Here is a 14,711-nt window from a genome sequence, read left to right on the forward strand (position 1 = left end):
ACACGGATGAAAGTGCTCGCGCAGACGCTCCGTCACCCAAGCAATTTCGATTTCAGCAGATTCTGTGTGCTGCTACTCAGGTTCAGACCTTCCGTGATATAGCCGCTCATGGAACCGTAGCTCGTTACAGCCTGGTTAAAACCGGCCAGGAGGAAACGAGTCTGAACGCCAAGCAGCGGATAGAAGTTGTCGGCGTAGGATTGCCCATAGCCGGTAATCATGGCGTTGTATTGCGACTCGATAGAGGCTGCGGAATAAATATTGGTCAGCAGATAATCCTGAATCACCACGCTTTGCGGCACGTCTGCCAGCGTCAGCAGAATCGCCGCTATCCAGCCCGCGCGATCCTTTCCGGCCGTGCAGTGAAAAAGTTGGGCGTTCGCGCCGTTCGCCATGCCCGTGAGCACCTCGCCGATTCGTGCACGTATGCCTGCATCCGTGACGAATTGCCGTTCGATTTTTTCCATAAAGGCAGCGGCGTCGGCAGGCGACTGGAGCGTGGGCAGGACCACGTTACCGCTCCCGAGAACATCGACGTTGACGTATTTCGCACCGGCTGGAACGGTATCCGGCACCTGCGTAACTTCTGTGCCGGTTCTCAGGTCATAGACAACCTTGATTCCCAGTGTGTTTATCGTTGTGAGGTCCGCAGCGGACAGGGCAAGTGCATTAGACCGGTAAAACACGCCTCGGCGCAGTTTCTGCCCGCTAGCGGTCCGATAAGCCATGTGGTCGTCGGCGCCTGCAACGTCGCGAAAGTTGTTGACCGAAGCGAGGATCGGCGTAGGTGCAACCGGCGCGGGACCCGTTGGCATGGTCGTCGCTGTACTGTCGTTTCCTCCGCAAGCTGTCAACAGCGCACTGCCGGCCACTGGCAGAATCAGCCCGCCAAACGCACCTTGAACGGTCCGCTGCATCAGCCTGCGCCGCTCCGGCGAATGCAGTGCGTGTTGTGTTTCGTATCGGCAATGCCGCATTGCTAACCCTCCAAAAAAGAAAGCCGCAATGCTGCAAGTTGCCGATTGCATCGATATGACCGGTTAGTATCTCCAATTAATTTAGTGATTTTCCGAACGCGGACGAACGGGGATGTTGGTGGCAATCGCCGGGACGCCGCATCACGCGGTGCTCAACGGGCCACGATCTTCAAATGGTCCCGTACCTCGGTCACGCCCGCCACGTTCTGCGCGACGAGCTTCGCGTTATCGCGATCTTCGGCGCTCGGCACGGTGCCCGTGAGCGAAACGACGCCCTTGTGCGTCTTGACGTGAATGTGCTCGGACTTCACGGTTTTCGCGGCGAGCAGATCGACCTTCACCTTGGTCGTGATGAGTGCGTCGTCAACGTGGCGGCTGATTTTCCCCGCCGTGGCGGAAATGCCGGAAGCGCCCGAGGGCGCGGGCGTTTCCGATGCGCTCGTCTGCGCGGCGGCCGTGAGCGCCAGGATCATACAAGCGGCACCGGTAGCGGTTTGTAGAATCCGGATGCGTTTCATGGTGGAACCTCCTTTTCCGATGGAATCTGTACGCTTGCCCGCAAGGACCGCGCCGTGCTGCACAAAATCGCCTTGCGGCAGGCGACGAACGGCGGTTTATTCCGCTGCGGATGGATTAAAGCGCGGCTTGGCGGGGCTGAAACAGCCGGGAGAAAGGGGGGGGAAGAGGGTGGAAAAAAGCGCGCCAATCTTGCCGGTCGATTGTAAAAATGTCCGCTGAATCGCCGCGCACGTACGCCGCAACGATGGATTCGCCAATCCCGATTTCGTTTCAGGTCAGAGAGTTATAAAAGCTGGCACAGGTATTGCATGAGTGCGTTCAATCTCATCGGTCAAGAATGGAACTGCCATGCCTTCCATCGCGCTTCACGCGCGCCAGCAAATTGCGCTGACGCCGCGCCTGCAGCAGGCGGTGCGCCTGTTGCAACTGTCGTCGCTGGAGTTCCAGCAAGAGCTTCGCGAAGCACTCGACACCAATCCGTTCCTCGAATACGTCCCGCCCGCGCAGGAAACCGGGGAAGCCGCGGAGGCTGCGCAAGGCGCGGCGGGCATCGGCACGGTCGAGGCGGCGGTGCCCGAAGCGGGCGTCGAGATCGTGGCGAGCGACGGCATGGATGGCGCGATGGACGACGGTGCGATGTCGCTCGAATCGGCATCGTATTCCGGCGAAATGGCCGTGCCCGGATCGCTGCGCGCGTCGAACCATCGCGGCCCCGATGACGGCGACTCCGAAGCCTCCGAGTGGGTGCGCACGCCGATATCATTGCGCGAGCAACTACACGATGCACTGCGCCTCGCGCCGCTCGACGACCTCGATCGCGTGGCGGCCCAGCTCGTGATCGAAGCGCTCGATGACGACGGCTATCTGCGCCAGGATCTTGCAGATATTGTGCACGTCGACGGCGTCGGCGACACGCTCGACGAAGACCGCCTGCGCGTGGCCTTGCGCGTGGTGCAGACGCTCGACCGGCCCGGCATCGGCGCGCGCTCGCTGTCCGAATGTCTCGCGCTGCAACTCGAAGCGATGCCCGGCGACACCCCGCAACGCGATCTCGCGCACCGGATCGTCACGGAGCATCTCGAACGTCTTGCGCGCCGCGAGAACGGCGAATTGCAGCGCCAGCTTGGCTGCGATGCGCACACCCTGCAGTCGGCCTGCACACTGGTGCGCCATCTCGATCCGAAGCCGGGCGAGTATTACGGCCGCGCGGACGGCGGCTACGTCGTGCCCGACGTCATCGTGCGCCAGGTGCGCGGACGCTGGGTCGTCAGCGTGAATCCGGCCATCGAGCCGCGTGCGCGCATCCACAAGCTCTACGCGGAAATGTTCGCGCGCTCGGACCAGACGAGCCGCTCGCCGCTCGCGCAGCAACTCCAGGAGGCGCGCTGGCTGATCCGCAATGCGCACAAGCGCTGCGAAACGATCCTGCGGGTGGGCGAATGCATCGTCGCGCGGCAGAAAGCGTTCTTCCAGTACGGCGAGATTGCCCTGCGGCCGATGCTGCTGCGCGATGTTGCCGATGAACTCGGCCTGCACGAATCGACGGTTTCGCGCGCGACGGGCAACAAATATATGGCGACGCCGCGCGGCATTTTCGAATTCAAGCGCTTTTTCCCGCGCGAACTGGAGACACGCACGGGCGGCACGTGCTCGGCGGCTGCGGTGCGCGCGCTCATCAAGGAGATGATCGATTCGGAAGATCCGCGTGACCCGCTCTCGGATGTCGTGCTCACCCAGGAGCTGGACCGGCAAGGCGTGCGCGTCGCGCGGCGCACGGTCACGAAGTATCGTCAGATGATGAAGCTGCCCGCTGCGGAAATGCGCAAGCAGTTTTGATGCGTAGGGGTGCTGTGGAAGTTATGCGCTGACTCCAGCGGATTATGCGGACGCGGTCCCCGTCTCCCGCATGGCCGTCATTCTTTCGAAAAGCGGCGCCCACCACGCGGTGCTTGCGAACGCATCCATCGGCACATCGGTGTCCAGATCGACGGTGACGCGCCGTTCCGCGCTATCGAGCGGATCGGCGCTCGCCATCTGCGCAGCGAGCACCGCTTCCCCCGCATCCGAAGCATTCGAAGCATTCAACGCACCACGCGGCCCGCGTGCGCGCGCATTCACGCGTTCGACGAGCACCGCCGGATCGGCATGGAAGTGAAGGATCAGGAGCGGCACGTCGAGCCGATGAGCCAGCGCCGCGAAGCGCGCGCGATACGCGGCCTTCAGGAACGTCGCATCCACGAGCGCGGTATAGCCTGCGCCGAGCACGGCGCTCGCCAATTCGACCAGACGGTCGTAATGCGCCGCGATGGCTTCGGGCGTATAGGCGCTGGCCGGCAGCGCCTGCAAATCGGGCGGCGCGAACGGCCGCACGCGCTTGCGTTCGATATCGCTCGAAATGCGGATTGCGCCGATGTGCTCCGTGAGCGCCTGACTGGCCGCCGATTTCCCCGATCCCGACAAGCCGTGGCACAGCAACAGCGTCGGCGTGCGCGCGCGCGTCGTTTGGGCGGCGAGTTCGAGGTAGGGCGTGTACGGTCCGGCTCGAGGCGTCGAAGCCTGCGTGTGCGGCGGCCCCGCCTTGAGCAGCGCGACCATTGCCCGCACGAGCGCCCGGTACGTCACGTAAAGCGGCAGCGCAGCGAGTCCGCCGAAGTCGCCGGTCGCTTCGAGATAGCGCGCCAGCAGGCGGTTCGCGTGGCGCACGTGGCCGTGCGCGTGCAAATCCATGCTGAGGAAGGCGAGATCGGCGGTGACGTCGATCCAGCGCAGATCGTCGCTGAATTCGATGCAGTCGAACATCAGCACCTGGCTGCCGTGGCGAATGAGATTGTCGAGATGAAGGTCGCCATGACACGCGCGCACGAAGCCATGCGCACGGCGTGCATCGAGATGCGCGGCAAGGCGTTCGAGTTCTCCTTCGCAGTAACGTCTTAGCTGCGCAGTTCGAGCGGTCTCTGCGGTTCGGGGATCACGCTCGACCGGGTCGAGCGCGGCCAGCACCTGATCGCGCAGTAAAGCCGCCGTTCCGGCCCGCGCCGGGCCGTGCGTGAGCCGTTGCGCATGCAAATGGTTTTTGGCGAGCTTTTGCGCCGCGATATCGATGTCAGTGTCGTCAAGCTCGTCATGTGCGATGCGATTCGAGAAAAGCTCGCGCTGATCGAAGCGCCGCATCCGTACCGCGTAATCGATCACGCTGCCATTGCCAAGGCGGCACCGTCCCGCGTCGAGCGAAACCGGCTTCACGTCGAGGTAAATCGCACCGGAGAAGGGCCGGTTGAGCCGAATCTCGGCTTCGCAGCAGCGGTGTCGCGCATCGAGTTCGGTGAAATCGACGAAACCGAAATCGACGGGTTTCATGATCTTGTACGCGTAGCGCCCGGCCAGATAAATCACCGAAATATGTGTTTCGATGCGCACGATGCGGCCCGCCGGATGCGGATACGTTGCAGCCCGGCGCAGCGCTGCGTCGATGGCGCGGCTATGGCGCCGGGCAGCGCGCAGACGGTTGCTCTGGTGCTGCGAGCGTGTGGGATGGGGCGCGTCGGACATGGGCTGATGCCTCGGACGTTATCGCGTTCGAGCATACACGGCATCGTGCAAGGCCGGTGTGCTGTCGGTCTGCTTGCCTGCCGACGGCGTCAAATGCGGGGGAGATTTTGTCCGAATGGCCTTTCGTGCGCGATACTGTGAAAGTTATCGTACTGAGATTGACAGAACATGGCGCACTTCGACGTATTCAATGGCGACGCAGACGGTATCTGCGCGCTGCACCAGCTCCGGCTCGCGAGACCGCGCGAGGCCACGCTGATCACGGGCGTCAAGCGCGACACCGAACTCGTTGCGCGTGTGCCCGCGCATCGCGGCGATACGCTGACGGTGCTCGATATTTCGTTCGATTCGAATCGTGAGGCGCTCACGAAACTGCTCGACCAGGATATCCGCATCGAGTACTTCGACCATCACTACGCGGGCGATCTGCCGCAAACCGTAAATCTCATCGCGCATATCGACACCACTGCCCAGGTCTGCACGAGCGTGCTCGTCGACCGGCATCTGGCTGGCCGCTACCGCACCTGGGCGATCACGGCGGCGTTCGGCGACAACCTGGGCGAGACGGCGCAGACGCTCGCCACGCAGGTGGGCCTCACGCCGGCGCAGACGGATCAGCTGCGCGACCTCGGCGACTCGATCAACTACAACGCCTATGGCGACACCGTCGAGGATCTCATCATCGCGCCGCAGACGTTGTACGAGACGCTCAAGCCTTACGCCGATCCGTTTGATTTCATCGCTGCGGAGCCCGTCGTGCAGCGTCTTGCGGAATGCCGCAAGGAGGATCTGGCGCTCGCGCAAACCGTTACGCCGTTGATCGCGCTGCAGTACGGCAGCGTTTTCGTGCTGCCCGATGCGCCGTGGACACGGCGCGTGCGCGGCGTGTTCGGCAACGCGCTCGCGACCGGCGAGCCCACGCGCGCACACGCCGTGCTGACGACCAACACGGACGGCACCTATACCGTGAGCGTGCGTGCGCCGCTCGCGAGCCCGCGCGGCGCCGACGAACTGTGTCGCGCATTCCCCGGCGGCAATGGCCGCGTGGGCGCGGCGGGCATCAACAGCCTCGAGCACGGCCGGCTCGACGCCTTCGTCACGGCATTCGCGCGCGTGTTCGGGCGCACGCGTTAAGCGCTTCTACCTCACCGCTTCTATTTCGCCGCTGCTATTTCCCATTCACTCGCTGTGTCCGGGCTGCGCCTCGCCGCGTGCCCGGACCCGCGCCAGTTGCGGAAAAGCGATTTAAAGGAAGCTGCTTAACGCCTTGTCGAACCGCGCGACCGTGCCTTCGACGTCATGCAGTTTGTCGAGGCCGAAGAGTCCAATGCGGAAGGTTCGGAAATCTTCCGGCTCGTCGCATTGCAGCGGAACGCCTGGCGCGATCTGCAAGCCGGCATCGGCGAATTTCTTGCCGGAACGAATGCCATCGTCGTCCGTGTAGCAAACCACGACGCCCGGTGCCTCAAAGCCTTCGGCTGCCACGCTCCTGAAACCCTTTGCCGCCAGCAGTGAGCGAATGCGCTTGCCGAGTTCGAGCTGCTCGGCTTGCACCTTGTCGAAGCCGTATGCCTCGGTTTCCTTCATCACGTTGCGCAGCGTCACGAGACTGTCCGTGGGCATCGTGGCGTGATAACCGAACCCGCCGTTCTCGTAGGCTTCCATGATCTGCAGCCATTTACGCAGATCGCAGGCGAAACTGGTGCTGGTGGTGGCTTCGATTCTTTCGCGGGCCAGCGTGCCGAGCATGACCAGCGCGCAGCAGGGCGATGCGCTCCAGCCCTTTTGCGGTGCGCTGATCAGGACATCGACGCCACAGGCTTCCATGTCGACCCAGATCGTTCCGGATGCGATGCAATCCAGCACGAACATGCCGCCGACAGCATGTACGGCGTCGGCGACCGCGCGCAAATAGGCGTCGGGCAACATCATGCCGGAGGCGGTTTCGACGTGCGGCGCAAAGACCAGATCAGGCTTGTGTTCCTTGATCGCCGCAACGACTTCTTCGATTGGAGCCGGTGCATAGGCGGCCTGCCTTCCCTGTTCGACCGGACGCGCTTTCAATACCGTCGATTCGGCCGGAATGCCGCCCACGTCGAAAATCTGCGACCAGCGGAAACTGAACCAGCCATTGCGGATGACCAGACACTTCTTGTTTGTCGCGAATTGCCGGGCGACGGCTTCCATGCCGAACGTTCCGCTGCCCGGAACGACAACCGCCGATTTCGCGTTGTAGACCTTTTTCAGGGCGCGCGAAATATCGTGCATCACGCCCTGAAAGAGCTTCGACATGTGATTGATCGATCGGTCGGTGTAAACGACCGAATATTCGAGGAGCCCCTCGCGGTCGACATTGGGAAGTAAACCTGGCACGCTTGCCTCCGGTAAGAATTGATTTATGGTGAGCGGTATTTTTAAATCGATACCGCTGCAACAACGCAAAGAGGTTTTTCGCCGCAACGACAACTGATTCTAGCGAAAGCTGCCTGCAACCTGGGGCATATTTTGTGTGTGATTTGGCGCACGCACGCGCAGGATTTGCGCCACGCAACGCTCCCGCGCGCGCAAGATATAGCGCGCACCGAATGCGTCAACATGCTGCACCGGCGTACAGATCGCGGCGCGCGCGCCGACCGCGTAACATGATCCGTGCGGGCGCCGTGGTTCGCGTGGCGCTTCTCCAGGAGGAGGCAGGCAATGCGAGCGATGTTGTTCGATGGCGCGAGTCCGTTGTTGCGCGAGGTCGAACTGCCCGACCCGACGCCGGGCGCGGGTCAACTGCTGATCGACGTACGTGCTTGCGGCGTGTGCCGCACGGATCTGCACGTGGTCGACGGCGACTTGCCGCATCCAAAGCGGCCCGTGATTCCGGGCCACGAGATCGTCGGCACGGTCGCTGCGACCGGCAGCGGCGTGACCGGCTTCGCGCCCGGCGACCGCATCGGCGTGCCGTGGCTCGGCCACACCTGCGGCCATTGCCGCTTTTGCCTGCGGGGCCGGGAAAATCTCTGCGACGCACCGGGCTTCACCGGGTATACGCTCGACGGCGGCTACGCGGAGCGTACCGTCGCCGACGCCCGCTACTGTTTTCATTTGCCGCGCCAGTACAGCGACGTCGAAGCCGCGCCGCTCCTGTGCGCAGGCCTGATCGGCTATCGCACGCTCGCGATGGCGGGCGACGCCGAACGCATCGGCATCTACGGTTTTGGTGCGGCCGCACATATCGTTGCGCAGGTCGCGCGTCATCAGGGGCGTTCGGTCTACGCGTTCACGCGCCCCGGCGATGCTGCCGCGCAGCAATTTGCCCTGCGCCTTGGCGCCGCATGGGCGGGCGGCAGCGACGAGGCGCCGCCCGAGCCGCTCGACGCCGCGCTGCTGTTTGCTCCGGTCGGCGCGCTCGTGCCCGCGGCGCTACGGGCCGTGACGAAAGGCGGAACGGTTGTCTGCGGCGGTATCCACATGAGCGACATTCCCGCGTTTCCTTACGGCTGGCTTTGGGAGGAGCGGCGCATCGTGTCGGTGGCGAATCTCACGCGCGAAGACGGCGCTGCGTTCATGGCGATCGCCGCGCGTCACACGCTCGAAATCGAAACGACGCCTTATCCGCTTGTGCGCGCGAACGAGGCGCTGGCCGACTTGCGCGAAGGGCGGCTCACGGGAGCGGCGGTGCTGACAATCAACTGAACGCGAGTGCTTGCGGCCACAACGACGCCTGACCGTGGCAACGCACCGCATTGGTCCTGGCGATCATCGGTACCCAAATGTGGTGGAATGATCAGACAAACAGCGTGCGGCGTGAGCCGCGCACCATGGGCACAGCCCGGGAGGTCATGATGTACAAGCAGATTCTGGTGGCGATTGATGGCAGCCGAAGCGGCCGGCGCGCACTCGACGAAGCCGTGAAGATCGCGAAGGCGACAGGCGGCCATGTGCAGGCACTGTGTGTCGTGCAGCATCCCGCCCGGCTCACGGACGTCGGCGCCGCTTATGCCGAAGAACTCTCCCGTGATCCCAATGCAAACGATGCCGCCACGTCGGCGCTGGACGAAGCGAAGACGGTATTCGCGGAGGCGGGCGTCTCGGGCAGCACGCGCGCCGCCGATGCCGTCGGCGAGGATATTGCGGGGGTGATTTACCGCATTGCAGCAGAAGACGACGCCGAACTTGTCGTGATGGGCACACGCGGGCATTCGGGGATGAAACGCCTGCTGCTCGGCAGCGTGGCAGAAGCATTTCTGCGGATTGCCGATCGTCCGGTCATGCTCGTGCGCAGTGCCGAGGAAACCGGCGCGTAAGCGAGCGGAAAGGCACGGAAAGGCACGGAAAGGCACGGAAAGGCGCTCGATATCCCATGCAGCGCCTCGCACGTGCCTGATCATCGGTCGCGAAAATAGCGAATATGCATAGACGTAGAGATGATTACGCGTCGTATGAATCTTGATAAATGATCTGGATCATCCGGCGCACACGCACTCGCTCCGCGCCGGCCTTTCTTCGTGCCTATGATGATGAGGGGATCTGGCGTATTTCGGACTCGCCGCACTCCGAATCATCGTAGAGACGCGGCCATATCCGCCTTTCACGAGCCGCCGTGATCCTCCATGCACCGCCGGGACGCATTTGTCGTCACGCCGCTTGTTGCCCGCTCTTTGCGGGTTGCTCGCGGCCCCCGGAATATCTGCGTCCAAGCGTCACTATTCGCGGTGCGCCGCACCTGGCGCCACGCCGGGCACTGCAATCTTGTGAGGACACTGAACATGGTCATCGCTTCCAATCCCTCGTTCGACGCCTGGCGCGTCAACGCCTGTGCTGTGCTACAGATGCTCTCGCAGGGTGAGCAGTGGCGCGAGCAGCTTCTCGCGCTTCAGCAACGCCGTTACGAACGCGACCGGGCGGCGCTTGAGGGCGTGATGGAGACGCTGCGCGCCGCGCAAGACTGGAGCGATTTCGCAACGGCAAGCCAGTCGGTGCTGCGCGACTATCTCAGCGCGAGTGCGGCGATCTGGCAAGAGAGCGTTGCCGCCGCCATGCAGGGCGCGGGCGCCTGGACCGATACGGCATGCGGCATCGCGCAGAACTGGCAGGACTCGCTTGGCGGGCTGGAGCCGGGCGCGGCGACGGCATCGGCGATGCCCATGCGTGAATGGATGGCTGCATTCGAGCGTGCCGTCGGCGCGGCCATGGCCAACGGTGCCGCGATGACCAGCGGTATGACCCACGGTGAGGCGGGATACGCGCGCGGCAACGGCAAGCAGGCTGCACACGCACAAGGAGAACAACATGGCAGCTAATCGCATCGCATTCGTGACGGGCGGGATGGGCGGTCTCGGCGCGGCAATCAGCCGGCGGCTTTGCGACGCAGGCATGACGGTTGCAGTGTCGCACTCGCACGGCAACGATCACGTGCTTTCATGGCTCGACGCCGAGGAGGCCGCGGGCCGTCACTTCGTGACGTACGAGATGGACGTCAGCGACTACGACTCGTGCCATCGCGCCGCCGAACAGGCGCTCGGCCAATTCGGCCACGTGGACGTGCTCATCAACAACGCGGGCATCACCTGCGACCGCACGTTCGTGAAGATGACGAAAGCCGATTGGGATTCGGTGCTGCACACCGACCTCGACGCGCTCTTCAATACGACTAAGCCCTTTATGCCCGGCATGCTCGAACGCGGCTTCGGGCGGGTCGTCAATATCGGGTCGGTGAACGGCTCGCGCGGCGCGTACGGGCAGACCAATTACGCGGCGGCGAAGGCCGGGCTGCACGGCTTTACGAAATCGCTCGCGCTGGAAGTGGCGAAGAAGGGTGTGACCGTGAATACGGTGTCGCCTGGCTACCTCGCGACGCACATGGTCGAGGCCGTGCCACAGGAGGTGATGGACACGCGCATCCTGCCGCAGATTCCGGTCGGGCGGCTCGGCCAGCCGGACGAAATCGCGGCGCTGGTGGCGTTCCTGTGCTCCGACGAAGCGGCGTTCATCACGGGGGCCGATATTGCAATCAACGGTGGGATGCACATGCAATGAAGTCTGCAACGAAGCACACCAGGCCGAATGCGCGGCATGCCGATACCGCATTGCAAGGATCGGGCGCGATCAGCGCACCGAAAGGCAAGGAACCGGTGCACGCGCACCGAGTGGCGGTGCGGCCCGCGCCGCCCGAGATGACCTTCGTCGGTCTGCATGACGATCCGCTCGATCTCGTGGCGCATGCAAGCGTCGCTGCGCTCACGGGGGGACTTTCGCCGGTTTCGGCCGTGCTGGCGTGCCTCGACTGGGGTATGCATCTGGCGATTTCGCCGGGCAAGTGTTTCGATCTTGCCCTGCGCGCTTCGCACGACGCGGCCGCTGCCTGGCGCGCCGCGCTGCCTGGGGTGGCTACGGCGGCGATGATGCCGGTGAAGGTACCAGTGAAGGCGCCGGAGGCGCCCGCAGACGATCTGCGTTTCATTGAGCCGTTGTGGTCCTCGTGGCCGTTCAGCGCGTGGCGCGACAACTTCCTGCGTACGCAGGAATGGTGGCAGGAAGCGACGACCGGCGTGGCGGGCGTCGAGCGCCATCACGCCGACATCGTGCGTTTTCTGGCGCGTCAGTGGGTCGATGCGTGCTCGCCGGGCAATTTCATCGCGACCAACCCGGTCGTGCTCGAAGCCACTTTGGCGAGCGGCGGCGCGAACTTCGCCCAGGGCATGAAGCACTGGATGCAGGATTACGCCGCCGTAACAAAAGGTATGGGCGGCGCGCCCGTGCATACGCCGCTCGCGTATGAGCCGGGCAAGGATGTTGCGCTGACACCGGGCAAGGTCGTGTGGCGCAACGCACTGTGCGAGCTGCTCCAATACGATCCGGCAACGACCAGCGTGGCGCGCGAACCCGTTTTCGTGGTGCCGTCGTGGATCATGAAGTACTACATTCTCGACCTCCAGCCGCACAACTCGTTGATCCGCTATCTGGTCGAGCAGGGATTCACGGTGTTTGCGCTGTCCTGGCACAATCCGCGTGCCTCGGCACGCGATCTCGGCCTGAACGATTACCTGCAGGCGATGCTCGAAGCGCTCGATGCCGCCCGCGCCCGCTGCGGCGGCGAAGCGGTCCAGGCCGTGGGCTATTGCCTCGGCGGCACGCTGCTTGCCATTGCGGCGGCGGCGCTCGCACGCGACGGCAAAGACGATGCGCTACGTTCCATATCGTTGATTGCCGCGCAAACCGATTTCAGCGAGCCCGGCGAGCTAGGTTTGTATATCGACGCGAGCGAACTGGCTGCGCTCGACGCGCTCATGTGGCGGCAGGGCTATCTCGACGGCTCGCAAATGGCGGCGACGTTCCAGTTGCTCAACGCGCGCGATCTTGTCTGGTCGCGCATGATGAGCGAGTACCTGCTTGGCCGCCGTTCGAAGGCCAACGATCTGATGTCGTGGAATGCGGACACGACGCGCATGCCGTACCGCATGCATATCGAGTATCTGAACGATCTGTTCCTCCACAACGATCTCGCCGAGGGACGCTACTGCGTGGGCGACGAACCGATCGCGCTTTCGGATATCGAGCAGCCGATGTTCGTCGTCGGCACTGAGCGCGATCACGTTTCGCCGTGGCGTTCGGTCTACAAGCTGCTGCTCTCGACCCACAACCCGCTCACGTTTTTGCTGACCGCGGGCGGCCATAACGCGGGCATCGTGTCTGAGCCGGGGCATCCGCGGCGTCACTACCGCTGCGCCACGCGCGAACCCGGCATGGCGTATCGCAGCCCACAAGCGTTCTTTGACGGCACGCCGCCGGTTGAAGGATCGTGGTGGCCGCGCCTCGCGGCGTGGCTGCAGGAACAATCGAGCGGTGAAATCGAGGCGCGCGCCGTAACCGGAGGACTTGTGAACGCACCGGGTGTCTATATTTTCGAGCGGTAAGCGGTAAGCCGCGCGAGGCGTGTGAAGCACATGGGGCCACGGTATTGGTCGCCGCTTTGCGCAGCAGCGGCGGTAATCGAATCAGGCATCCGAATCATTGATCGGATGATTCGGGCACAGGGTAACTGCAGTTCAAGGAGGCGAAAATGAGCAATATTTCGCGTTACGACCCGTTCGGGATCGAAGGCGTGCCCGAACTGTTTCATGGGCTGTTTCGTCCGTTGCGCAGCGCGGGCGGCGCTGAGGCGCAGCCTGGCGGCATCAGGATCGACGTGACCGAAGATGATGCGACGTATACCGTGAAGGCCGAACTGCCGGGCGTCGAAAAGAACGACATTGACGTAAAGATCGAGGGCAACCTCGTTTCGATCGCGGCCAAAGTCGAGCGCGACACCGAGCTGAAGGACGGCGAGCGCGTACTGCGGCGCGAGCGTTATACCGGCAGCGTGAGCCGTGCGTTTACGCTCGCATCCGATATCGACGAGGCATCGGCCGGCGCGCAATACAAAGACGGCGTGCTCACGCTGACGTTACCGAAGCGGGCGGCGAGCGCACGCAAGCGCCTCGAAATCAGTTGATGCCGGGATCGGCGCGCTGCAATCGCAGCGCGGCCGGGATCGGTGGGTGAGCGCCGTGGCACGAAGGCGCATGCTGCGCGCGGGTCGTCAGTTAAACGGCGCTGCGCGCGGCGTTGTCTTCGTTGTTCGCTCATTTGACCGCGTCGATCGCGCTTGCGGCGACGCGATATTTTGAACCCGTCACCGTTTTGGCGGCGTTTAAAAAGTGAGTTTCATGCCGTAAATCGCAGCGGCATGAGAGATGCGCATGACGTACGGTAATGCAGCCGATGCAACCCTCGCGGCGCGCGTGAGCGTACGCGTAACAAAGCGAAACACGTCTGTCGCGAAACAGTACGTTTCGGCCACTATGTCAGGCAACACCGGGCGTTTTCGCACAGGAGAGATTCGATGCTCAGTCACCACGAACTAGCGGCGCTGTTGCTGATTCGCGATGCACATACGCCAATCCAGACGCTTGACTCCGATTTTCTGGCTCTGCAGCACTATCAGCTTGTGGAAATGGACGAGCAGGCTGACGACTCCGTGCTGCGACTCACGAGACGCGGGCGCGAATTGCTGAGACGCCTGGACGGCGACGGCACAGGGGGTTGAAACCCGCGTAAAAAGGAATTAACGGCGAGGAATTAACAGCGAGGAATTAACAGCGAGGGATCAACGGCGAGGAAGCAACGGAGCCGGGACTGTCAAGCGGCTGACATTGGACGCTACGCCGGTTACAAACGCGTAATGAAGTGCGAAACCTTCTGCGTTAAACTTCCGTGCCGTTTCAAAACGGCCCTTTTTAACCGTATTACGCTGCCGTTAAAAACCCCAAAACATGAAAGCCGCATTCAAGCCTGTTCTTCGTTTGTCCGCCCTTATTTGCTGTGCTGCCATGGTCGCGCCGATCGCCGCGTTCGCGTCGCCGGCTCACGTTGTCTGCCACGTCGAGCATCATAATCATCATCCCGTGCGCGTTTGCCATCGCATGCACCATCGTTGAACTCAGGGTGCGACACCGCAACGCCGCGCGTACGCGCGGCGTTTTTATTTGCTTCACGTTAATCAGGAATCCGTATATCAAGGCGCTGCGTCAACGCGATGCCCGGCAGAGGATCGGTTGTGGGCGTGCAGGTGACCGGGCTGTTCGAAGTTGGCGCTGAAAGCGGGTGCAATGGTGAGAATCAGGTGGACGGTGTGCG

The 14,711-nt window shown here is 63.1% G+C and carries 14 protein-coding genes; 9 read left to right on the top strand and 5 right to left on the bottom strand.

Annotated elements, in window-relative coordinates; genetic code table 11:
• Positions 1 to 32: 32 nt before the first annotated feature.
• Positions 33 to 1,028: a tyrosine-protein phosphatase gene (locus EPN59_RS07825; RefSeq protein WP_293041616.1), complete on the bottom strand. Its 996-nt coding sequence runs from the start codon at positions 1,026 to 1,028 to the stop codon at positions 33 to 35.
• 101 nt (positions 1,029 to 1,129) lie between these two features.
• Complete coding sequence (locus EPN59_RS07830) at positions 1,130 to 1,495, bottom strand: BON domain-containing protein (protein WP_293045829.1); 366 nt, start codon at positions 1,493 to 1,495, stop codon at positions 1,130 to 1,132.
• A gap of 349 nt (positions 1,496 to 1,844) precedes the next feature.
• On the opposite strand from EPN59_RS07830, the gene EPN59_RS07835 reads away from it, so the two are divergent.
• Positions 1,845 to 3,332 carry an RNA polymerase factor sigma-54 gene (locus tag EPN59_RS07835; RefSeq protein ID WP_293045832.1) on the top strand — a complete coding sequence of 496 codons (1,488 nt, stop codon included), beginning with the start codon at positions 1,845 to 1,847 and terminating at the stop codon, positions 3,330 to 3,332.
• 42 nt (positions 3,333 to 3,374) lie between these two features.
• On the opposite strand, the gene EPN59_RS07840 is transcribed toward EPN59_RS07835, so the two are convergent.
• The gene (locus EPN59_RS07840; protein WP_293035393.1) at positions 3,375 to 5,045 is read right to left on the bottom strand and encodes a bifunctional aminoglycoside phosphotransferase/ATP-binding protein; all 1,671 of its coding nucleotides are present in this window, start codon (positions 5,043 to 5,045) and stop codon (positions 3,375 to 3,377) included.
• 168 nt (positions 5,046 to 5,213) lie between these two features.
• Between EPN59_RS07840 and EPN59_RS07845 the strand changes: the two genes are divergently transcribed.
• Complete coding sequence (locus EPN59_RS07845) at positions 5,214 to 6,179, top strand: acetyltransferase (protein ID WP_293035394.1); 966 nt, start codon at positions 5,214 to 5,216, stop codon at positions 6,177 to 6,179.
• A 111-nt stretch (positions 6,180 to 6,290) separates the two neighbouring features.
• Here the strand turns inward: EPN59_RS07845 and EPN59_RS07850 are convergent, their stop codons facing one another.
• Positions 6,291 to 7,418: an aminotransferase class V-fold PLP-dependent enzyme gene (locus EPN59_RS07850; RefSeq protein ID WP_293035404.1), complete on the bottom strand. Its 1,128-nt coding sequence runs from the start codon at positions 7,416 to 7,418 to the stop codon at positions 6,291 to 6,293.
• Between the two features lie 324 nt (positions 7,419 to 7,742).
• On the opposite strand from EPN59_RS07850, the gene EPN59_RS07855 reads away from it, so the two are divergent.
• The 7 genes from EPN59_RS07855 (at position 7,743) to EPN59_RS07885 (ending at position 14,121) form a co-directional block, all read left to right on the top strand.
• Complete coding sequence (locus EPN59_RS07855; RefSeq protein ID WP_293035395.1) at positions 7,743 to 8,729, top strand: zinc-dependent alcohol dehydrogenase family protein; 987 nt, start codon at positions 7,743 to 7,745, stop codon at positions 8,727 to 8,729.
• Between the two features lie 149 nt (positions 8,730 to 8,878).
• Complete coding sequence (locus tag EPN59_RS07860; RefSeq protein WP_293035406.1) at positions 8,879 to 9,340, top strand: universal stress protein; 462 nt, start codon at positions 8,879 to 8,881, stop codon at positions 9,338 to 9,340.
• 462 nt (positions 9,341 to 9,802) lie between these two features.
• Complete coding sequence (locus tag EPN59_RS07865) at positions 9,803 to 10,336, top strand: hypothetical protein (RefSeq protein ID WP_293035396.1); 534 nt, start codon at positions 9,803 to 9,805, stop codon at positions 10,334 to 10,336.
• Complete coding sequence (gene phbB / locus EPN59_RS07870; RefSeq protein ID WP_293035397.1) at positions 10,326 to 11,072, top strand: acetoacetyl-CoA reductase; 747 nt, start codon at positions 10,326 to 10,328, stop codon at positions 11,070 to 11,072. The genes EPN59_RS07865 and phbB overlap by 11 nt, the downstream gene beginning before the upstream one ends.
• A gap of 137 nt (positions 11,073 to 11,209) precedes the next feature.
• Positions 11,210 to 12,949, top strand: a complete 1,740-nt coding sequence (locus tag EPN59_RS07875) for an alpha/beta fold hydrolase (RefSeq protein WP_293035408.1) — start codon at positions 11,210 to 11,212, stop codon at positions 12,947 to 12,949.
• A gap of 146 nt (positions 12,950 to 13,095) precedes the next feature.
• Positions 13,096 to 13,527, top strand: a complete 432-nt coding sequence (locus EPN59_RS07880) for an Hsp20/alpha crystallin family protein (RefSeq protein ID WP_293035398.1) — start codon at positions 13,096 to 13,098, stop codon at positions 13,525 to 13,527.
• A 390-nt stretch (positions 13,528 to 13,917) separates the two neighbouring features.
• Positions 13,918 to 14,121: a hypothetical protein gene (locus tag EPN59_RS07885; protein ID WP_293035400.1), complete on the top strand. Its 204-nt coding sequence runs from the start codon at positions 13,918 to 13,920 to the stop codon at positions 14,119 to 14,121.
• Positions 14,122 to 14,320: 199 nt separating this feature from the next.
• Here the strand turns inward: EPN59_RS07885 and EPN59_RS07890 are convergent, their stop codons facing one another.
• Positions 14,321 to 14,506 (bottom strand): hypothetical protein, encoded by a 186-nt coding sequence (locus EPN59_RS07890; RefSeq protein ID WP_293045835.1) that lies wholly within the window; start codon positions 14,504 to 14,506, stop codon positions 14,321 to 14,323.
• Positions 14,507 to 14,711: the final 205 nt, after the last annotated feature.

The organism is Paraburkholderia sp., from assembly GCF_004298475.1.
Lineage (GTDB): Bacteria > Pseudomonadota > Gammaproteobacteria > Burkholderiales > Burkholderiaceae > Paraburkholderia > Paraburkholderia denitrificans.